Annotated in this window: 19 protein-coding genes and 1 tRNA gene; 16 read left to right on the top strand and 4 right to left on the bottom strand. The window is 63.7% G+C overall.

Features of this window, described 5'->3' with window-relative positions; genetic code table 11:
* The first annotated feature begins 144 nt into the window (after window positions 1-144).
* From secA to MESCI_RS07920, 4 genes are all read left to right on the top strand, one after another.
* A complete protein-coding gene (gene secA / locus MESCI_RS07935) occupies window positions 145-2877 on the top strand; it encodes a preprotein translocase subunit SecA (protein WP_013529439.1) in 2733 nt (910 codons plus the stop codon).
* A 504-nt stretch (window positions 2878-3381) separates the two neighbouring features.
* Window positions 3382-4782, top strand: a complete 1401-nt coding sequence (locus tag MESCI_RS07930) for a lipopolysaccharide biosynthesis protein (protein WP_013529438.1) — start codon at window positions 3382-3384, stop codon at window positions 4780-4782.
* Window positions 4782-6062 carry a GNAT family N-acetyltransferase gene (locus tag MESCI_RS07925; RefSeq protein WP_013529437.1) on the top strand — a complete coding sequence of 427 codons (1281 nt, stop codon included), beginning with the start codon at window positions 4782-4784 and terminating at the stop codon, window positions 6060-6062. The genes MESCI_RS07930 and MESCI_RS07925 overlap by 1 nt, the downstream gene beginning before the upstream one ends.
* Before the next feature lie 232 nt (window positions 6063-6294).
* The gene (locus MESCI_RS07920) at window positions 6295-7578 is read left to right on the top strand and encodes a coiled-coil domain-containing protein (RefSeq protein WP_013529436.1); all 1284 of its coding nucleotides are present in this window, start codon (window positions 6295-6297) and stop codon (window positions 7576-7578) included.
* Window positions 7579-7675: 97 nt separating this feature from the next.
* On the opposite strand, the gene MESCI_RS07915 is transcribed toward MESCI_RS07920, so the two are convergent.
* Window positions 7676-7760 (bottom strand) — tRNA-Leu (locus MESCI_RS07915).
* A gap of 272 nt (window positions 7761-8032) precedes the next feature.
* Here MESCI_RS07915 and MESCI_RS07910 point away from each other — a divergent pair.
* The 3 genes from MESCI_RS07910 to MESCI_RS07900 all read left to right on the top strand — a co-directional run bounded on the left by MESCI_RS07910 (window position 8033) and on the right by MESCI_RS07900 (window position 10433).
* Window positions 8033-8620, top strand: a complete 588-nt coding sequence (locus tag MESCI_RS07910; RefSeq protein WP_013529435.1) for a YqaA family protein — start codon at window positions 8033-8035, stop codon at window positions 8618-8620.
* A 34-nt stretch (window positions 8621-8654) separates the two neighbouring features.
* The gene (locus MESCI_RS07905) at window positions 8655-9173 is read left to right on the top strand and encodes a disulfide bond formation protein B (protein ID WP_013529434.1); all 519 of its coding nucleotides are present in this window, start codon (window positions 8655-8657) and stop codon (window positions 9171-9173) included.
* Window positions 9174-9503: 330 nt separating this feature from the next.
* Complete coding sequence (locus MESCI_RS07900) at window positions 9504-10433, top strand: IS110 family RNA-guided transposase (RefSeq protein ID WP_164920015.1); 930 nt, start codon at window positions 9504-9506, stop codon at window positions 10431-10433.
* 359 nt (window positions 10434-10792) lie between these two features.
* Here the strand turns inward: MESCI_RS07900 and MESCI_RS07895 are convergent, their stop codons facing one another.
* Together MESCI_RS07895 and MESCI_RS07890 are read right to left on the bottom strand one after the other, a co-directional pair.
* Complete coding sequence (locus MESCI_RS07895) at window positions 10793-11350, bottom strand: HNH endonuclease (protein WP_006328497.1); 558 nt, start codon at window positions 11348-11350, stop codon at window positions 10793-10795.
* Between the two features lie 128 nt (window positions 11351-11478).
* Window positions 11479-12120, bottom strand: a complete 642-nt coding sequence (locus MESCI_RS07890) for a DNA-3-methyladenine glycosylase family protein (protein ID WP_013529433.1) — start codon at window positions 12118-12120, stop codon at window positions 11479-11481.
* A gap of 74 nt (window positions 12121-12194) precedes the next feature.
* Here MESCI_RS07890 and gluQRS point away from each other — a divergent pair, with 74 nt between their 5' ends.
* Entirely contained in the window at window positions 12195-13070 is an 876-nt protein-coding gene (gene gluQRS / locus MESCI_RS07885; protein WP_013529432.1) for a tRNA glutamyl-Q(34) synthetase GluQRS, read from the top strand.
* 146 nt (window positions 13071-13216) lie between these two features.
* The gene (locus tag MESCI_RS07880) at window positions 13217-14113 is read left to right on the top strand and encodes a DMT family transporter (protein WP_013529431.1); all 897 of its coding nucleotides are present in this window, start codon (window positions 13217-13219) and stop codon (window positions 14111-14113) included.
* A 94-nt stretch (window positions 14114-14207) separates the two neighbouring features.
* Here MESCI_RS07880 and MESCI_RS07875 read toward each other — a convergent pair whose 3' ends face one another.
* Window positions 14208-15059 (bottom strand): YihY/virulence factor BrkB family protein, encoded by an 852-nt coding sequence (locus MESCI_RS07875; RefSeq protein ID WP_013529430.1) that lies wholly within the window; start codon window positions 15057-15059, stop codon window positions 14208-14210.
* Between the two features lie 55 nt (window positions 15060-15114).
* Between MESCI_RS07875 and MESCI_RS07870 the strand changes: the two genes are divergently transcribed.
* From MESCI_RS07870 to MESCI_RS07840, 7 genes are all read left to right on the top strand, one after another.
* Window positions 15115-15981, top strand: a complete 867-nt coding sequence (locus tag MESCI_RS07870) for an SDR family oxidoreductase (RefSeq protein ID WP_013529429.1) — start codon at window positions 15115-15117, stop codon at window positions 15979-15981.
* 24 nt (window positions 15982-16005) lie between these two features.
* Complete coding sequence (locus MESCI_RS07865) at window positions 16006-16197, top strand: twin transmembrane helix small protein (protein ID WP_013529428.1); 192 nt, start codon at window positions 16006-16008, stop codon at window positions 16195-16197.
* Window positions 16198-16222: 25 nt separating this feature from the next.
* On the top strand, window positions 16223-16804 hold the full coding sequence (locus MESCI_RS07860; RefSeq protein ID WP_013529427.1) for a cob(I)yrinic acid a,c-diamide adenosyltransferase: 582 nt from the start codon (window positions 16223-16225) through the stop codon (window positions 16802-16804).
* Between the two features lie 28 nt (window positions 16805-16832).
* Window positions 16833-17633, top strand: coding sequence for a rhomboid family intramembrane serine protease (locus MESCI_RS07855; RefSeq protein ID WP_013529426.1), 801 nt, complete (start codon window positions 16833-16835; stop codon window positions 17631-17633).
* Window positions 17634-17831: 198 nt separating this feature from the next.
* Window positions 17832-18581 (top strand): electron transfer flavoprotein subunit beta/FixA family protein, encoded by a 750-nt coding sequence (locus MESCI_RS07850; protein ID WP_013529425.1) that lies wholly within the window; start codon window positions 17832-17834, stop codon window positions 18579-18581.
* Between the two features lie 158 nt (window positions 18582-18739).
* The gene (locus MESCI_RS07845) at window positions 18740-19669 is read left to right on the top strand and encodes an electron transfer flavoprotein subunit alpha/FixB family protein (protein ID WP_013529424.1); all 930 of its coding nucleotides are present in this window, start codon (window positions 18740-18742) and stop codon (window positions 19667-19669) included.
* Between the two features lie 207 nt (window positions 19670-19876).
* Entirely contained in the window at window positions 19877-20755 is an 879-nt protein-coding gene (locus MESCI_RS07840) for a 3-hydroxybutyryl-CoA dehydrogenase (RefSeq protein WP_013529423.1), read from the top strand.
* Window positions 20756-20792 lie beyond the last annotated feature (37 nt).

Raw genomic sequence — 20792 nt, 5'->3', positions numbered from 1 at the left:
TTGAGCCCCCTCTTATCTGTCCAACGACTTTGCGTCCAGAACCGTTTTCCGGGCGCTTTTTGTGTTTGTCCACGTTCACGTGGAATTGATGGGGCCGCCCGGCGCTCATCTCAAGATTGAGAATTCTATCGAAAGGACCATTGGATGGTCAGTCTCGGCGGTCTCGCCCGTAAGGTTTTCGGTTCCTCCAACGACCGTCGGGTCAAATCGACCCGGCCCCGTGTCGAGGCGATCAACGCCATGGAAAACGAGATGCGGGCGCTTTCCGATGAGGAATTGGTCGGCCGCACCGCGAAATTCCGCCAGGACATCGCCAACGGCGCCACGCTCGACGACCTGTTAGTGCCGGCCTTCGCCACCGCCCGCGAGGCCGCGCGCCGCGTGCTCGGCATGCGCCCCTTCGATGTCCAGCTGATCGGCGGCATGGTGCTGCACAATGGCGGCATTGCCGAGATGCGCACCGGCGAGGGCAAGACCCTGGTCGCGACGCTGCCGGTCTACCTCAACGCGCTTGCCGGCAAGGGCGTCCACGTCGTCACCGTCAACGACTATCTGGCCACCCGCGACTCCGAATGGATGGGCCGCGTCTACAAATTCCTCGGCCTCTCGGTGGGCGTGATCGTCCACGGCCTATCCGACGAGGAGCGCAGCGCCGCCTACGCCGCCGATGTCACCTACGCCACCAACAACGAGCTCGGCTTCGACTATCTGCGCGACAACATGAAATACGAGCGCGCCCAGATGGTGCAGCGCGGTCACAATTACGCGATCGTCGACGAAGTCGATTCCATCCTGGTCGACGAGGCACGCACGCCGTTGATCATTTCCGGTCCGCTCGAGGACCGTTCGGAAATGTACAACACCATCGACACCTTCATCATCCAGCTGCAGCCGCAGGATTATGAGATCGACGAGAAGCAGAAGACCTCGATCTTCACCGAGGAAGGCACCGAGAAGCTCGAGAACCTTTTGCGCGACGCCGGCCTGCTCAAGGGCGAGTCGCTCTACGACGTCGAGAACGTCGCCATCGTCCACCACGTCAACAACGCGCTGAAGGCGCACCGGCTGTTCCAGAAGGACAAGGACTATATCGTCCGCAACGGCGAGATCGTCATCATCGACGAGTTCACCGGCCGCATGATGCCGGGCCGCCGCTATTCGGAAGGCCTGCACCAGGCGCTCGAAGCCAAGGAGCATGTGGCGATCCAGCCGGAGAACCAGACGCTCGCCTCCGTCACCTTCCAGAACTATTTCCGCCTCTACAAGAAGCTGTCCGGCATGACCGGCACGGCACTGACCGAGGCAGAGGAATTCGGCAACATCTACGGCCTCGAAGTCACCGAGATCCCGACCAATCTGCCGGTGATCCGCATCGACGAGGACGACGAGGTCTACCGGACGGTCGAGGAGAAATACAAGGCGATCGTCAGGGAGATCCGCGAAGCCAGCGCCAAGGGCCAGCCGACGCTGGTCGGCACCACCTCCATCGAAAAGTCCGAGCAGCTGGCCGAGCGCCTGCGCAAGGAAGGTTTTACCGATTTCGAAGTGCTGAACGCCCGCCATCACGAGCGCGAGGCGGCGATCGTCGCCCAGGCCGGCAAGCCCGGCGCCATCACCATCGCCACCAACATGGCCGGCCGCGGGACCGACATCAAGCTCGGCGGCAATGCCGAGATGCGGATCGAGGAAGAGCTCGGCGACATGCCGGCCGGCCCCGAACGCGAGGCGCGGGAAAAGGAAATCATTGCCGACATTGAGCGGCTGAAGGAAAAGGCATTGGCCGCCGGCGGCCTCTATGTGCTGGCCACCGAACGCCACGAATCGCGCCGCATCGACAACCAGCTTAGAGGTCGTTCAGGAAGACAAGGCGACCCCGGCCGCTCGAAATTCTTCCTGTCCCTGCAGGACGATCTGATGCGCATCTTCGGCTCCGAGCGCATGGACGGCATGCTGCAGAAGCTCGGCCTCAAGGAAGACGAGGCGATCATCCATCCGTGGATCAACAAGGCGCTGGAAAAGGCGCAGAAGAAGGTCGAGGCGCGCAACTTCGACATCCGCAAGAACCTGTTGAAATATGACGACGTCTCCAACGACCAGCGCAAGGTGGTGTTCGAGCAGCGCATCGAACTGATGGACGGCGAAGGCCTCTCCGAAACGATCGCCGAGATGCGCGAAGGCGTCATCGACGAGATCGTCGCCAAGGCCATTCCCGAAAACGCCTATGCCGAGCAGTGGAACGTTGCCGGGCTGAAGGCCGAGATCGCCGAGTTCCTGAACCTCGACCTGCCGGTCGAGGACTGGGCCAAGGAAGAGGGCATCGCCGAGGACGACATCCGCGAGCGCATCGCGCAGGCCGCCGAAGCCGCCGCCAAGGAGCGCGCCGAGCGTTTTGGCCCCGAGGTGATGAATTACGTCGAGCGCTCGGTGGTGCTGCAGACGCTCGACCATCTGTGGCGCGAACACATCGTCAATCTCGACCATCTGCGCTCGGTCGTCGGCTTCCGCGGCTACGCCCAGCGCGATCCGCTGCAGGAGTACAAGGGCGAGGCGTTCGAGCTGTTCCAGGCGATGCTTGGCAATCTGCGCCAGGCCGTCACCGCGCAGCTGATGCGCGTCGAACTGGTCCGTCAGGCCGCCGAAGCGCCACCTCCGGAAGCCCCCGACATGTTCGGCACCCATATCGACGGCACCACCGGCGAAAACGACTTCGAAGGCGGCGAAACCGCCCTCCTGGTCCGCCCGGAGACAACCGCAATCGTCGCCCCCGAAGACCGCGACCCCAACAACCAGGCCACCTGGGGCAAGGTAGGCCGCAACGAAGCCTGCCCCTGCGGATCGGGGAAGAAGTACAAGCATTGCCACGGGGCGTTTGCGTAAGGGGCGCTTTTCCTTCTTCCCCGTTCACGGGGGTGAGGCGTGGTCCGCGTAACGGACGAAAAGCCAATTGCTTGGCTTTTCGAACGACGAACGCCCGGAGCGATAGCGAGGGGCTGGAGTGCCGACGTTCGCGATTTGCCAATCTCCCCACCTGAGGGGGAGATGGCCGGCAGGCCAGAGGGGGGCGCTGTCCCGCCGACTAAGCCGCCTCGAACTCGAACTTCAGCTGCGCGGCCTCATCCTCTGGCAGCCAAGGCACCATCTGAGGCACGATCTTGCGATAAAGCCGGGTGCTATCCTGATCGGCAACGTCTCCGTGCTGCGCGCCTCGGCGATGATGAAACAGCGGCGCAACCTCAAACGCCTGCGCCGCCCCTCACCCGCCTGCCGGCACGTTCTCCCCGTATAGGGACGGGGCGAAGGAACTTCTCACCCAACCGTTTCTTAATGTGTCTCCGCTACACCAACGCCTGAAAAAGAAGCGGAAAACGGAGAGAAATCGGGGTGCGCTTTTCCGCGGCCACGACTGCCGGGCGGTTCTTGCCGCAGCGTTGGGCGCTGCGCATGGGGCCGTTGCTTGGCCGCATCGATGCCGTGCTGTTCACCGCCGACGAGCGCGGCGAGGCCAGCCGCATGTCGGTCATCGCCTTCTCGGTCCGCATCGTCAGCGCCGTCATTGCCTTCGTCAGCCAGGTGCTGATGGCACGCTGGATGGGCTCGTTCGAGTACGGCATCTTCGTCTTAGTCTGGGTGACGATGGTCATCGTCGGCAATCTCGCCTGCCTGGGCTTCCACACCTCCGTCATCCGCTACATTCCCGAATACCGCGAGCGCGGCTTGATGGACGAGTTGCGCGGCATCGTGCTGGCCAGCCGTCTGTTCGTGCTGATCGCCTCGACGCTGATTGCCGGGCTCGGCGCGCTCGGCGTCTGGCTGGCGGCACCCTGGATCGAGAGCTACTATGTGATCCCGTTCATCCTCGGCGTCATCTGCCTGCCGATGATCGCCATGTCCGACCTCCTGTCGGGCCTGGCACGCGCCAACAGCTGGGCGCTGTTTGCCCTGTCGCCGACCTATCTGGTGCGACCGGTGCTGATCCTGCTGTTCATGGCGCTGATGCTGTTGGCGGGCTACGCACCCGATGCCAGGACCGCAATCTTTGCTTCGATCGCCGCCACCTACGCCACAACGCTCGGCCAGCTTATCGGTGTCACCCAGCGCATGGAACGGCAGATTCCGGCCGGGCCGATGAAGGTCCATTTCGCGCAATGGTTCATCGTCTCGCTGCCGATCTTCCTGGTCGAGAGCTTCTTCTTCCTGCTGACCAATGCCGACGTGCTGATGGTCGGCGCCTATATGGACCCCAATGACGTCGCCGTCTATTTCGCCACGGTGAAGACGCTGGCGCTGGTGCATTTCGTCTACTTCGCCGTCAAGGCCGGCGTTGCCCAGCGCTACGCCCAGTTCACCCATGGCGACCCGCAAAGGCTCGCCGCCTTTGCCCGCGAGACGGTGTCGTGGACGTTCTGGCCTTCGCTGTTGATGGCGCTGCTTGTGCTGGCGCTCGGCGAGCCGATGCTGGTGCTGTTCGGCCCGGAATTCAGCAGCGGCTATCCCTTGCTGTTCCTGCTCGTCTTCGGCGTCGCGGCGCGCGCCGCCGTCGGCCCCTGCGAAAGCCTGCTGACGATGAGCGGCAACCAGAACATCTGCGCCGCCGTCTATGCCATGACGCTGGCCTTCAACATCGCCCTCAACGTGATGCTGATCCCGATGTTCGGCCTGTGGGGCGCGGCCATGGCCACCGCCTTTGCCATGATCTTCGAAGCCGGCGCGCTGTCCTTCACGGTGTGGCGCAAGCTCGGCATCGTCATGCTTATCTTCGTGCCTGCGAAAGGAGCCGCGTGATGGCTGCCATCCCGTTGCTTGAGGAAACCAGCGGCGGCACCGCCGGCGCCATGGTGTCGGGCCTTGCCGGGCTGACCCGTGACGCCGACCCCGCCCATATCGAGATTCTCGCCAACAACCGGCCCGAGCGCAAGCTCGCCATCTACCCGGCATCCGCCGGCTTCGACCTGGTCGAGGAACTGGATTATCTCTGCGCCCGCACGGTCGAGCCCAACGTGTTCTTCAACCCGCGTTTCCTTGCGCCCGCCATGCCGCGGCTGGAGGATCGCGAGGTGCGGCTGGCGGTCATCCGCGACGGCGACGAATACCGCAACCGGCTGCGCCTTCTGGTGCCGTTCTCGGTGGAACGGCCGGTGGTGCCGCTCGGCGTGCCGGTGATGCGCACATGGTCGAGCCCGTTCGGTCCGCTCGGCACGCCGCTGGTCGACCGCGACGACCCGGTGGGCGTCGTCGAGGATTTCTTCTCGATGCTGTCGCGCCCGCATCTCAAGCTGCCGAAAGTGTTCGTCCTGCCCGATGTCCGGCTCGATGGCCCGGTGGCGAGCCTGTTTGCCACCGTGGCCGAGACGCGCGGCCTGATGCTGGTCACCACCGGCCAGACCCTGCGCCCGGCGCTGGAAAGCGAGCGCGACGGCGATGACTATCTGAAGGCCTCGCTGCGTTCGCACCATTATCGCGAGTTCCGGCGGCTGAAGCGGCGCCTCGGCGACCTCGGCAGGCTGGAGCATGTCGTGGCGCGCGGCCCCGAAGACATCCGCCACGCCATCGAGAACTTCCTGACGCTGGAGGCGGCCGGCTGGAAGGGCCGGGAACGCACCGCCATGGCGATCGACCGTTTCCGCGCCGCCTTCGCCCGCGAGGCCGTGCACCGGCTGGCCGAGCAGGACATGTGCCGCATCCATTCGCTGACGCTCGACGGCCGCACCATTGCCTGCCTGATCGTCTTCGTCGAAGCCGGCATCGCCTACACCTGGAAGACCGCCTATGACGAGACGCTGGCCAGCTATTCGCCGGGCACCTTGCTGATGATCGAGGTGACCAGGCAGCATCTCGACGATCCCAACATCATGATGACCGATTCCTGCGCCGTGCCCGACCATCCGGTGATGAGCCGGCTATGGGCCGAGCGCAAGCCGATGGGCACGCTGGTGATCGGCCTGACGCCGGACGCCGACCGCCTCACCCGCCAGGCCGCCTCGCAACTGCACCTCTACCGCGAAACCCGCAACATGGCCCGCCTGCTGCGCAACCGCATGAAGAGCTTGTTGGGGCGGCGCTGAGAAAAGGCAAGGGTGCGGTTCTGGAAGGATGGCACATTTTCGCTGCAATATTTGACACAGAGGTGGCCGGGACTTTACTTCGATTGCCCAAGAGGCAAGCGCTAAGATCGACTTCCGCTTCAAAAAAACGAGATTTCTTGCAGCAATTTTCCGGTGAAACCCGGCAAGATCTACTCGCATTCTTGTGCTTGATGCACGATAGTCTAGTGATTCGGTCCGCGATGAGAGAAAAATGTCGCTGAATCATGAGGCCAACGGCGCCCGGCACATCAGTGCGAACGACAGCGCCGTTGTCCGAAGGGCCGACGAAGACTTCGAAGAACTGATTCGAAGCATCCGAGCCGCCACGCATCAAGCTTTGCCTCTCTTCGAAGAGGAGCCCGTGACCGGATTGGCCCAGTCAGACACGCTGGCCGCCTCCCTCGGCTCGACTTCGGCCCGGACGGGCTCGAGTCAGGCCCACGCCATGCGCGGCTCCTCGCTCTTGTCCAACGATGACGACTTGGCGTGGTCGTTGGTTGAGGACTATGTGGCCAGGTTCGATGCGCAAACGCACGATGCCGACGCTCCCGATACGGACAAATGGGACTTGCAGGAAGAGGTGGCGAAGCTGCAACGCTTGCAGGATCGCACCTCGAAAGAGCTTGGGCGAAAATCGCGCGAGCTATCGATCGCAAGCAAGACCATCGCCGACCTGGAGGTCCAACTCAACAGGGCACGGCAGACCATTGCGCAGGCGGATAGGCATGCCGGCCAGCGCGCAACACGGTTCCTCGAAGCGAATGTCGAGGTCGAGCGCCTGGGACGGAACCTGGCGCGCGTGTCGGGGCAACTCCGCGACGAGACCATGGCCAGGCAAGCCGCCGAGCAGGCGCGTGAGGACGTTGCATCGCGGCTCGCCAGCTTGCAACAGGCCGCCATGCTGCTTCGTTCCAAGGTCGCGGACTATCAGCTCCACAACGAACGACTGACCGGCAAACTATCTGCGCAGATGCTTGTACAGCAGGACCTGCAGGCGCGGCTGTCCACGGTCGAGCATCAGCGCGGCGTTCTCGGCGATTGCGCCGCCGCCGCGCAGGAACGGGCCGTGGAACTTGAAAAGAGGTTGCGCTTGCTCCAGCGCAGCGCCCCCGATCAAAGCGTGGTCCGCGCAACGCCGAGCGCCGGGCAGCGCGCCGAGGACGTGGCCGAGCATCGGCGCCAAACCTCGGAAACCGAGATTGCGAAATTACGCCAGGAGCGCGACGCGGCGCGCCGGGACTGTGGCGCGGTGAAGGTTCAACTCGCCGATCTCCGCTTGCGCGGCATGACCGACGAACTCGCGCATGCCCGTTGCCGCAACGAGAACCGCCAGCTTCACCAAAGGCTGGAAACGCTGACACGCCAGGATCCGCCCAGCGGACCGGCAGCCGATGACAGCGCCGACCTAGAACGGACATTCGACGAATTGCTGGCAGCTGGCGAGATCGGCCCAGCCAATGACGGCGACCCCAGCGTGGCGCGCAAAGCGTGTTGATCGCCTGCTGAGACGTATCGGGAACCAAAGCGACCGTGACGCCCTTCGTCTATTGAACTTCGAGTGGCCCGCCACCCGAAGCTCGGAGAGCGAAGGGTGGTGCCCCTAGCCGGGATCGAACCAGCACTCCTTGCGGAACTCGATTTTGAGTCGAGCGCGTCTACCAATTCCGCCATAGGGGCTCAGGCCGGGCGGCCTGGATGGCGCGGGACTATACGGTTGGAGGCCTGTTCGTCAACTGGCCAATTCCTCGTCGCCTCGGATGCGACCAAACTGCGCCTTTCGATTTCGTGACGGGGCTGCCATTGTGCAGCGCGGAAAATCTTTCTAGACAGGCGGCGCATCAAAGCGCGGCACGTCTGCGGGGACGGATGGCGTGCGCTGGGTCTTTGTTCTGTGCATGCCGTTACACCCCAACCTGCCTGCAATTGAACGACACGCATTAGGAGTGCCGATGCTTCGCGGACTTTACGACTGGACCCTGTCGCTGGCGGCCCGCAAATCCGCCGAATGGTGGCTGGCCTTCATCGCCTTCGTCGAAAGCTCGGTGTTCCTGGTGCCGGCCGACGTGCTCTATCTGCCGATGGCGCTGTCGCGGCCGGACCGCGCCTACCGCTATGCGCTGATCGCCACCGTCGCCTCGGTGCTGGGCGGCATCGCCGGCTGGTTCATCGGCCACTATGCCTATGACGCGGTCGCCAGGCCGATCCTCGAATTCTACGGCAAGTACGACGAGTTCGAGCAACTGCGCGCGGGCGCCGGCGTCGGCTTCATCGTCCTGATGCTGATCACATCGGGTGCCGCCCACCTGCCGCCGATCAAGGTGGTGACGATCCTGTCCGGTGTCATCGGCGTCAATTTGCTGCTGTTCATCGTACTGGCGATCGTGGCCCGCGGCGCCCGCTTCCTGCTGCTCGCCTGGCTGCTGCGCCGCTATGGCGAACCGATCCGCGAATTCATCGAAAAGCGCCTCGGCCTGATCGCCGGCGCCGGCGCGGTTGCCCTGATTTTGCTCTATATCCTGGTCAAATACGCGTTCTGAACATTACCATTGCGAGCCGGACGGACCGATTGAAATGACAGCGACCATGAATGCCGACACCGGACGCCAGCGCACGCTGACCGCCTTGTTCCTCGCCGTCGCCATGGCCGCCACCGTCGGCTCGGCGCTCGGCTTCCAGTATCTCGGCGGCTACATCCCCTGCCACCTCTGCCTCGAACAGCGCACGCCCTACTATATCGGCGTGCCGCTGATGGTGCTGGCGGTGATTGCGTCGATGCTGCACGCACCCAGCTGGCTGACGCGCGGCCTGCTGGCCGTCGGCGGCATCCTGATGCTCTACGGCCTCTATCTCGGCGTCTACCACTCCGGTGTCGAATGGCAGTGGTGGGCCGGCCCGACCGACTGCACGGCGGGCGCCGGGCCGGTCGACACCGGCGGCAAGGGCGTGCTCGACGCGCTCGACAAATTCGTGCCGCCATCCTGCGACAAGGCCGCCTTGCGCATCCTCGGCCTGTCGCTGGCCGGCTGGAACGCCATCGCCAGCCTGATCCTCGCCGCCGTCGCCTTCCGCGGCGCCCTCACCCGCGACTAAGCCAATTCGATTGAACGGCGCGACGCAGAGTTCGCGCAAAAATTCGCCGGGCTGAGTCGGATAGGCGCAGCTTTCGACATCCGAGCCAAGTCGACCCCCACTCCGTCTCGGCTTCGCCGAGCCACCTTGTATCTACACGAGAGAGATTTCGTGGGATTAGAGCGATTGAGCCAAGGTCCGGGTGGCCGCCCGGACCTTGGCTTGGCGAAGTCGCCCGTACCACCTGAGGTTACAGCCGCGGGAGAGCTTGGGATCTTCGCCTTCATCACGCACGACCGAACAGTCGCTTGGTTCCAACCGTACGCACAAGGCAGGTTACCGTGAACAAGGATTATTTGTGGAGTTGATGTTTCGAAAGATTGGCTGGACGCGCATGTCTGGCCTGGCGGAGCGGCAGCGCGCTTCGCCAACGACGCGGCGGGGATCGCAGCTCTTTGGCTGTTCTGCCGCAGCCATGACGCAGCCCTTGCGGTGATGGAGGCATCGGGCGGCTATGAACGGCTGGGATTCATGCTCTTGTGGGCGCACGGCATGCCGTGCGGCGTGGTCAATGCCAAGAGCGTGCGCCGTTTCGCCGAGGCGATGGGCTATCTTGAGAAGACCGACAGGATCGACGCCGCTGTCATCGCCCACTACGGCGCAGTCAAGAACACTGTGCCGACGCCACCGCCAAGCGCCGCCCAGCAGCGGCTTGCCGCGTTGGTTGGCCGGCTTTGCCAGATTGTCGGCGATGCGACCATCAACAAGCAGCGTAGAAGTGCCGCACGCGACGCCGAGGTATGCGCCAGCATCGAGGCGATGCTGGCCTTCCTCAAGCGCGAGCAACGGCGCCTGGAAGGCGAGATTGCCTCGATGATCGATGACGATCCGCTGTGGGCCAGGCTGGAGCAGGCCTTTCGTTCGCTGAAGGGCGTGGCCGGACGCACCGTCGCCCGCCTGATGGCCGAACTGCCCGAGATCGGCCTCATGTCCAACAAGGCCATCGCCAAGCTGGCAGGCCTCGCTCCCTTCGCCAACGATAGCGGCAAGCGCACCGGCAACAGGCATGTGCGCGGCGGACGCGCCGGGCCGCGTGGCATCCTCTTCATCGTCGCAGCCATCGTGGCCAAATTCGATCCCAATCTCAAAGCTTTCGCTCAACGGTTGCAACAGGCGGGAAAGCCAAAAATGCTCATCCGCATCGCACTCGCCAGAAAACTCCTCGTCATCCTCAATGCAAAAGCACGCGATGCGCGCAACGAGTTCGCGAGTGCAACTTGACACCCCAGATAGTCGCTCTCCCCCGATCGACGGGGTGGAGGAAGGGCGCGAGCCTGTTGTAGCCAGGACTCCTCTAAGAGAGGCTCCCTTCCTCTCCTCCGGAGGGGGGAGAGGAAGGTGCGAAGCAGCGACGGAGTGGGGGAAGCCGGTCCTTAAGCGCGAAGCCGCTGATAAGTGAGCGCGACTGAGCCCGCGATATCGGGGAGCGTCAGATTATCATGGTCTGAGGAACCCGTGAGCACCGGCCTATGCCGACCGTAGCCTCAACCGCCACGAACACCACGAGTGCTTCGGCCGGCGAAGGCCGGAATCGCAGACAATTGCTCCAGACGGCCAGCCTCCCGAATTCTCGAACGATCTCAGGGTTCGAGTTCGACATCCCAGTACAGATAATCCATCCAGCTCTCATGCAGATGGTTGGGCGGGAACAGGCGGCCATTGTTGTGCAGATCGTGCACCGTCGGCTGGAAAGGCTTCTGCAGCGGCCACATCTTGGCATGCGCCGGCATCATGCCGCCCTTCCTCAAATTGCACGGCGAACAGGCGGCAACGACATTCTCCCACGTCGTCGCGCCGCCGCGATGGCGGGGAATGACGTGATCGAAGGTCAGGTCCTCCGGCGTGCCGCAATATTGGCACTGGAAGCGATCGCGCAGGAAGACGTTGAAGCGGGTGAAGGCCGGGTGCCTGGAGGGCTTCACATAGGCCTTAAGACTGACAACGCTCGGCAGCTTCATCGAGAAGGTCGGCGAGGAGACGGCGTGCTCGTATTCGGCGACGATGTTCACCCGGTCGAGGAACACCGCCTTGATGGCGTCCTGCCACGACCAGAGCGACAAGGGGTAATAGCTGAGCGGACGGTAATCCGCATTCAGCACCAGTGCTGGAAGCCCATCCGGAGATACGGCAACCGTCACGTGTTCACCTCCTTGGTTCTAGACCCGAACGGCACGGATACTGTAAGCCCGACATGACAGGGATGTGAAGCGGATTGTCGCGTCGCTGAAGCGCCAAAAATGCATGATTTTTATGATTTTTCGCGGATTCAGGCCGGCGGCGCGGCGTCCCGCCCTCTGGTTTCACGATAATAGGACCAGAAAAGCCGCGATGCGACACCTCGCCACGGGCTCCATGATTCGGCCAATGCGATCAGCGTTTTCTCAGGCGGACGCGGCTCGATGCCGAGCGCGTGGCCGACCGCGCTCTGCAGCGCGACATCACGCGCGGGGAAAATGTCGGGGTGCCCGGCAGCAAACAACAGGTACACTTCCGCAGTCCACGGGCCGATGCCGGACACCGCCGTCATCGTCGTGATCGCCTCCTCGGCATCGAGCGAACAGAGGTGATGCAGGTCGAGGCCGTCGACCACGGCCTGGGCAATTGCGATCAGGCCGCGCTGCTTCGGCCGCGACAGGCCGGCCTCGCGAAACATGTCCTCGCCGGCGGCCAGGATCGCCTGCGGCGTCAGCGGATCGACGAGCTTGGTCAGCCGGCCGAAGATCGCATCGGCGCTGGCGCGGGACACTTGCTGCGAGACGACGATCGACGCCAGGCTTCGAAACCCCGGTTCGGACAGCCGCAGCGGCACTTCGCCGGCCATGCCGCGCACCTTTTCCAGGCGCGGGTCGATCACGCAAAGCGCATCGAGCCCCCGGGCAATGTCGTCTGATGTCGCGATACGCTGCATGCTTTCTTGTTCCTGAACCGGCAGCACGGTAGCAATTGGCAAAACCGCCGCACAACCCGATTGCCGCCGCAGAGATGACACTCCTGACATTCCGCTTCGCGCCCAGCCCCAATGGCGACCTGCATCTCGGCCACGCCTATTCGGCGCTGCTCAACCAGAAGCTGGCGGCACGGGCGGACGGCCGCCTGCTGCTGCGCATCGAGGATATCGACACGACGCGCTGCACGCCGCAATTCGAGGCCGGCGTGCTTGCCGACCTGAAATGGCTGGGGCTTGGCTGGGAAGAGCCGGTGCGCCGCCAATCCGAGCATTTCGCCGAATACCAGGCGGTGCTCGAGCGGCTGGTCCGGGAGGAACTCGTCTATCCCGCCTTCATGAGCCGTGGCGAGATCCGCGCCTTCATCACCGACAGTGAAAAGCGTGGGCGCGACTGGCCGCGCGATCCCGATGGCGTGCCGCTCTACCCCGCCGCTGACAAGGCGCTGCCAGTCAAGGAACGCCAGCGGCGGATCGCCGGGAATGCGCCCTTCGCCTGGCGGCTGGATGTCGATGCCGCCTTGGCGCGTGTCGGCAAGGACCTGTCTTGGACCGAATTCGCCGACGAGACGCTTTCCGCGACACGCTCGATCGAAGCCCGTCCGCAGGACTGGGGCGACGTGATCGTGGCGCGCCGCGATATCCCGACCAGCTACCACCTCGCCGTCGTCATGGACGATGCCCTGCAAGGCGTCAGCCACGTCGTGCGCGGACGAGATCTGTTTTCCGCCACCGGCGTGCAGCGCCTGCTGCAGCAACTCCTGGGACTGCCGCAACCGGCCTATTTCCATCATCGCCTCATCCTCGGGCCCGACGGACGAAAGCTGTCGAAGAGCCTGGGCGATACCGGCCTTGCCGCCTTGCGCCATGCCGGCGCATCGCCTGACGACATCAGGCGAATGGTCGGGCTTTGAGCCCGGTGAGACCAAGAAGCCACCCCCAGATGGGCCGGCGTTGAATTCCGGTGATCTATGGATCAACCGTTTCGCTTTGCGCGCCGGGGTGAACGGGATTAGAGCATCGCCACGGCAATTCTCTCCAGTGCGGCGGACTCCGGAACATGCACAGCATCAAGCGGTTCATTCCCGCCACCTTCGTCGTTCTGTGGGCGACCGGCTTCATTGGCGCGCGCTACGCCATGCCATGGGCGGAGCCGTTCACCTTCCTCGCCGCGCGGTTCGTCATCGCCGCCATCCTGCTGGCCGTCCTGATGCTTGTATTGGGTTCGAAAAAAGCCACCCGCGAGGAGGCGCTGCATGCCACCGGCGCGGGCATCCTGATGCATGGCGTCTATCTCGGCGCTGTGTTCTGGGCCATCCACAGGGGCATGCCGGCCGGCTTTTCGGCCCTCATCGTCGGCCTGCAGCCGCTGATCACGGCGGTGCTGGCCGGCAAATTCCTCGGCGAGGCGATCCTGCCGCGTCACTGGCTTGGCCTTGGCATCGGCCTCATCGGTATCGTCATCGTGCTGTGGCCGAAGCTCGGCGCGCTCGGCGGCGGCGTGACCGCGGCGACATTGACCGCCTCGCTGGTTTCGGTGCTCGGCATGAGCGCCGGCACCATCTGGCAGAAGCGCTTTGCCTCCGGCGGCGACCTCGTCGCGGCGACCATGTGGCAATATGTCGGCGGTGGCTCGCTGATGCTCGTCGCCTCCCTCGCCTTCGAAACCCACACGGTCGTCATCAATGGCGAACTGATCTTCGCCATGGCCTGGCTGGTGCTGGTGCTGTCGCTCGGCGCCATCTTCCTGCTGATGGTGATGATCCGCGACGGCGAGATGTCGAAGGTGGCCTCGCTGTTCTACCTGGTGCCGGCGGTGACGGCGATCATCGCCTGGGCCCTGTTCGACGAGCAGCTCAACGCACTTCAGATTTCCGGCATGGCGATCACGACATTCGGCGTCGGCCTGGCAACGGCGCGGCAGGCCAAGGGAAGAACTGTGGAATTGAGGAATTGAGGAATTGAGGAATTGAGGAATTGAGGAAGAAGCACAGACAGCGCCGGATATGGCCCCCTTTTTCTCCAATTCTTCAATTCCTCAATTCGACCTGTCATCCCACCCGCGCACGCGCCTCCAGGTAGCGGCTGATCGCGGCATTGAGCTCGCCGCCGAGGATGAAGATCGCAGACACCATGTAGAGGAAGACCACGGCGATCATGATCGAGGCCAGGCCGGCATAGGTCGTCACATAGGACGAGAAGTGGTCGAGATAGGTGGCGAAGATGGTCGAACCGATAAGCCATGCCGCCAGCGTGAAGACGATGCCCGGCACCAGCGACACGAAGCGGCGCTTGCCCGCCGGCAGCCAGAAATGGACGGCAAACAATCCGCCGACAATGACCGCCGAAGCGATGACGTAACGCCATAGCGTAATGGTGCCCATATAGGGCTTGATCCAGTCGATATGGGCTTCCGCGAGCCGCGCCAGCAGCGGCGCGAACACCAGGAGCACGCTGATCGCCAGGAAACCGGCCGTGGCGATGAGAACGAAGATGATGCTCTGCACCCGGCGGTAGATGATGCCGCGCGTTTCCGAGACGCGGTAGGCGCGGTTGAGCGACGTGCGCAGCGCCTCGATGCCGTTCGAGGCAAAATAGGCCGCAAGCACCACACCATAGGTCAAAAGGTCGGTGCGCCTGACGGTCAGCACATTGAGCACTTCGCGCGCGATCGGCTTGGCGATCTGTTCGGGCCAGGTGTCGAAGACCAGATGCACGGCCGTGTCGGAGAACGCCTGCGCGCCGAGGAAGCTCGCCAGCGTCGTCGCGAAGATCAGGAACGGGAACAGCGCCATCAGCGAGGTGATCGCCAGATGGCTGGCCATCGCCCAGCCGTCATCGGTGTTGAAATGGCCAAGTGCGTCGTAGAGGACCCGCTTGAGGGCTACGATCTTCCGCAACAAGAACCGCGCCCTCCAATTGTCTCCACGCCGGGAATATGGGAAGGGATTGCGGCAAATGGCAACCCTTGGCGAAACCACGAACAGTCCGGCGCAGAAGTTGCGCTCGATTATCATCACCGGTGCGTCTTCGGGAATAGGCGCGTACTGCGCCCGCGCGTTGAAGGCGGAGGGCTGGCGGGTGTTCGCAACGGCGCGCAAGCCGCAGGACATCGCCGCGCTCGAAGCCGATGGCATCGAGGCCTTCTATCTCGATTATTGCGAGCCGGACTCCATCGCCGCGCTGGTGACGGCGGTGCTCGACCGCACCGGCGGCCGGCTCGACGCCCTGTTCAACAACGGCGCGTATGCGCAGCCGGGCGCCGTCGAGGATCTGCCCGTTGCCGCGCTCAAGCAGCAATTCGAGGCGAATTTCTTCGGCTGGCATGATTTGACCCGCCGGCTGGTGCCGGTGATGCGCCGCCAGGGTCAGGGCCGCATCGTCCACTGTTCGTCGATCCTTGGCCTCGTGCCGGTGCGCTTTCGCGGCGCCTATTCGGCGTCGAAGCACGCACTGGAGGCCTTGATGCTCTGCCAGCGCCAGGAACTGGCGGGCAGCGGCGTCCACGTCTCGCTGATCGAGCCGGGGCCGGTGAAGTCGAAGATCGCCAGCAATGGCCTCATTTGGTTTCTCAGCAACATCGACCACGAGAATTCCGTGCACCGCGTGGACTATGCGGCGCAACTCGAACGACTGCGGGCCGGCGGCAGCCAATCGGCCTTGAAGCCAGGGCCGGAAGTGGTTCATGCGGCGCTGCGCCATGCACTTCTGTCGCGGCGCCCACGCCCGCACTATGTGGTAACAGTGCCCGCCAGGATCGGCGCGGTGCTCAGACGCATCCTGCCGGCATCGATGCTTTACCGCCTGATGGCCAAACGCGCCTGAACGCCAACCAACTGGAACGAAGCAATGGCAACCGTCTTCAACATTCTCGCCATTCTGGTCATGGTCGCCGTTGCGGTCGTGCTTGTTCGCGGCCTCATCAACATGATGCGCGGCGGCTCCGGCGTCACCTCGAACAAGCTGATGCAGGCACGAGTCATGCTGCAGGCCGTGGCGCTGGTGCTGATCCTGCTGGCGGTGTATTTCACCCGCAAGTGAGGATGCCGGCGGCCGGGGAGGCGAAATGGTCAAGCTCAACAAGATCTACACCCGCACCGGCGATGATGGCACCACAGGTCTCGGCACCGGCGAGAGGCGGCTGAAATCCGATCTGCGGGTAGAGGCCTACGGCACGGTCGACGAGGCCAATGCCTGCATCGGCATCGCCAGGGTCCACACGGCCGCGGCCCATCCCGCGATCGACGCCATGCTGTCCCGCATCCAGAACGATCTGTTCGATCTCGGCGCCGATCTCGCCGTACCCGACGACGGCAAGCCGCTCGGCTATGAGCCGCTTCGCATCGTCGCCGTGCAGACCGACCGGGTCGAAAAGGACATCGACCTTCTCAACAAGGAGCTTCAGCCGCTCAAATCCTTCGTGCTCAATGGCGGCACAGCGGCGGCGGCGGCACTTCACCTTGCCCGCACCGTGGCAAGGCGAGCCGAAAGGCTGATGGTCGCCCTGGCCCAGGACCCGAACGAGCACGTCAACCGTGACGGTCTGAAATACATCAACCGCGTCTCGGATTTCCTGTTTGTCGCCGCCCGGGCGGTCAATGACAACGGAAACGCCGACGTGCTATGGGTTCCCGGCAAGAACCGCTGATTGTCGAAAGCGGAAGAGGGCCTGGGGCATGTTCATCCCGCTTTACGACACCAACAGGCTGCGCCACATCCGCCTGCAATATGTGACCATCGGGCTGATCGTGGCCAACGCCCTGGTCTACCTCGTCACCGCGCTCGGCGGCGAGAGTTTCTCCAATGCCGCCGTGCTTGGTCTCGGCTTCATCCCGTCGGTCGTCCATGACACCGCAGAGCTCGATCCCCGTTTTATCGTCATCCCCGAAAGCCTGAGCTACCTCACCTATTCCTTCCTGCATGCCGACATCTTCCACCTCGGCGGCAACATGCTGTTCCTGTGGGTGTTCGGCGACAATGTCGAGGACGCGCTCGGTCACATCCGCTACCTCATCTTCTACCTGTTGTGCGCGATCGCCGGCGCCGCCTTCCAGGGCCTCGTCGCCTGGGACTCGCAGGTGCCGCTGATCGGTGCCTCGGGCGCCATCGCCGGCGTGGTCGTCGCCTATCTGATCCTTTATCCCAGGGTGAAGGTCTGGGTGTTGGCCTTCGCCCGCATCCCGCTGCGCATTCCGGCCTTCATCCCGCTCATCCTGTGGGTCCTTTTCCAGGTGGTGATGTTTGCCGCCGGCGGCGAGGATCAGATCTCCTGGGCCTGCCATATCGGCGGCATCATCGCCGGCGCCGTTCTGGTGCTTGTCTTGCGTAGCCGCGGCGTGCCGCTGTTTGCCGGCGCCGACGACGACGTCGCGCCCGCCGCTCCCGACCAGCCGCCGGTTGCCACGGAACCGCTGATCCCCGATCAACCCGCCGCGACACCGCGCTGGGGACGCGGAAACGCTTCCAGTTCGGACTGAACCGATTTGAGCCACTTGCAGCGTATTGACGTGCAGGGTTGCCGCAACTACGGAAACGTCTCCGCCGCAACCTAAGGCGGGCAAAGACCAGAATTTCCATCCGGCCAGAATTTCCACCTGGAATGTCGGCTTTCGACAACTCAGAACGGGCGCAGGCTGTTATAGCGCGCCCAATTAGCGTGAAGAGGTGACAGGCAAATGAAGATCCTTGTGCCCGTGAAGCGGGTTGTGGATGCGAACGTCAAGGTTCGCGTGAAGGCTGATGGTTCGGCGGTGGAGCTCGCCAACGTCAAGATGGCGATGAACCCGTTCGACGAGATCGCGGTTGAAGAAGCGATCCGGCTGAAGGAAGCTGGCAAGGCGGAAGAAATCATCGTCGTCTCGATCGGCCCGCAGCAGGCGCAGGAAACCCTGCGCACGGCGCTCGCCATGGGCGCTGACCGCGCCATCCTGGTCAAGACCGACGAACAGACCGAGCCGCTCGGCGTCGCCAAGGTGCTGAAGGGCGTCGTCGACGCCGAGCAGCCCGGCCTCGTCATCCTCGGCAAGCAGGCGATCGACGACGATTCCAACCAGACCGGCCAGATGCTGGCGGCACTGTTGGGCTGGGCGCAGGGAACCTTCGCCTCCAAGATCGTGCTCGACGGCGACAAGGCCAAGGTGACGCGCGAAGTCGATGGCGGCCTGCAGACGGTGGAACTGAAGATGCCGGTGATCGTCACCGCCGACCTTCGCCTCAACCAGCCGCGCTATGCCTCGCTGCCCAACATCATGAAGGCCAAGAAGAAGCAGCTCGACGAGAAGAGCCCGGCCGACTACGGCGCCGACGTCAAGCCGCGGCTGAAGGTCATCAAGACCGAAGAGCCGAGCGGCCGCAAGGCAGGCGTCAAGGTCAAGAGCGTCGCTGAGCTGGTCGACAAGCTGAAGAACGAAGCCGGCGTGCTGTAAGGAAATCCGATGAGGCCGGCCTGCAAACGGCTGGCTTCTCCGCTTCCGGTGCTCACGTACAGAAGTACGCTCCGCTCCGGTTCTCGAAACCAACCGTTTTCGACTCGGCCTGACCGGATTTCAGGGAGCCGCGAAGACGAAAGTCAGGAATATCATCAATGGCTATTCTTCTGATTGCAGAACACGACAACGCAACCCTTTCCGACCAGACCGCCAAGGCGCTGTCGGCCGCGCTGCAGATCGGCTCGGACGTGCATGTGCTGGTTGCCGGCAAGGGCGCCAAGCCGGCAGCCGACGCTGCCGCCAAGCTGAAGGGCGTGAGCAAGGTGCTGTTGGCCGAGGCCGACGAGCTTGCCGAGCGTCTGGCCGAACCGACGGCAGCGCTCATTGTGTCGCTGGCGGGCGCCTACGACACCATCATCGCGCCGGCGACCTCGTCGGGCAAGAATGTCGCGCCGCGCGTGGCTGCGCTCCTCGATGTCGCGCAGGTGTCCGAGATCATCGAAGTCGTATCGCCCGACACCTTCAAGCGGCCGATCTATGCCGGCAACGCCATCCAGACGGTGCAGTCGAGCGACGCCAAGAAGGTGATCACCGTGCGCACCGCCTCCTTCCAGGCAGCCCCCGAGGGCGGCTCGGCAGCCGTCGAGACCGTCAAGGTCGCGGCCAATCCGGGCCTCTCCACCTTCATCGAGAACAAGCTTTCCGAGACCGACCGTCCGGAGTTGACCTCGGCCAAGATCATCATCTCGGGCGGCCGCGCGCTGGGCTCCTCGGAGAAATTCCAGGAGGTCATCCTGCCGGTTGCCGACAAGCTCGGCGCCGCGGTCGGCGCTTCCCGCGCCGCCGTCGATGCCGGCTATGCGCCGAACGATTGGCAGGTCGGCCAGACCGGCAAGGTGGTTGCCCCCGATCTCTACATCGCGGTCGGCATCTCCGGCGCCATCCAGCACCTTGCCGGCATGAAGGATTCCAAGGTCATCGTCGCCATCAACAAGGACGAGGAGGCGCCGATTTTCCAGGTTGCCGACTACGGCCTCGTCGGGGACCTGTTCGTCATCCTGCCGGAACTGCAAAAGGCGCTTTGACGCTTTCTGCCAAAGCGTATTAAATGGTGAGGGTGGGGTAGACGAAGTCGCCCCGCCCTTTTAGTTTGCACCGCACAAAAAGCAGGCCGCAAAGGCTGAAAGCAATCCAGCAAAGTGCGCAGCGGTTTTGCGTCCGGGATTGCGGTAAAATAAAAGGTGGAGCGCTTTCGCAGTTCAAGCGGAAGGGTTCAGGACGGGATCGGTGTAATGAGCAAGATCGAGACGATCGGCATCATCGGCGCGGGCCAGATGGGTGGCGGCATCGCCCATGTCTCCGCGCTTTCAGGCTACAAGGTATTGATCTACGATATCTCGCCCGACCGCATCGAGAAGGGCATCGCCACGATCAGCGGCAACATGGCCCGCCAGGTGGGGTCCGGCAAGCTCGACGAGAAGGTGCGCAACGATGCGATGGGCCGCATTTCGGCCGCGCCCGCGATGGCCGATCTTGCGGGTGCTGACCTGGTGATCGAGGCGGCGACCGAGGACGAGACGGTCAAGCGCAAGATCTACGCCCAGCTTTGTCCGCAGCTCAATCCCGAAGCCATCCTGGCGACCAACACCTCGTCGATCTCGATCACGCGGCTTGCCGCGCAGACCGACCGGCCCGAGCGGTTCATCGGCATACATTTCATGAACCCGGTACCGCTGATGAAGCTGGTCGAACTGGTGCGCGGCATCGCCACCGAGGACCAGACCTTCGAGGCAGCCAAGACCTATGTGAAGCAGCTCGACAAGACGATCACGGTCTCGGAGGATTTTCCTGCCTTCATCGTCAACCGCATCCTGCTGCCGATGATCAACGAGGCGATCTACACGCTCTATGAGGGTGTCGGCTCGGTCGACGCCATCGACACCGCCATGCGGCTCGGCGCCAACCATCCGATGGGGCCGCTGCAGCTGGCTGACTTCATCGGGCTCGATACCTGCCTGTCGATCATGCAGGTGCTGCATGACGGCCTGTCGGACTCCAAGTACCGCCCTTGCCCGCTACTGGTGAAATATGTCGAGGCCGGCTGGCTCGGCCGCAAGACCGGGCGCGGCTTCTACGACTATCGCGGCGAGCATCCCGTCCCGACGCGCTGAGCGGATCGTCGGCGCAAATCAGGGACAAGCCTTTCGG

This window comes from Mesorhizobium ciceri biovar biserrulae WSM1271 (assembly GCF_000185905.1).
GTDB lineage: Bacteria > Pseudomonadota > Alphaproteobacteria > Rhizobiales > Rhizobiaceae > Mesorhizobium > Mesorhizobium ciceri.
This window is presented reverse-complemented; position numbering and strand designations above follow the sequence as displayed.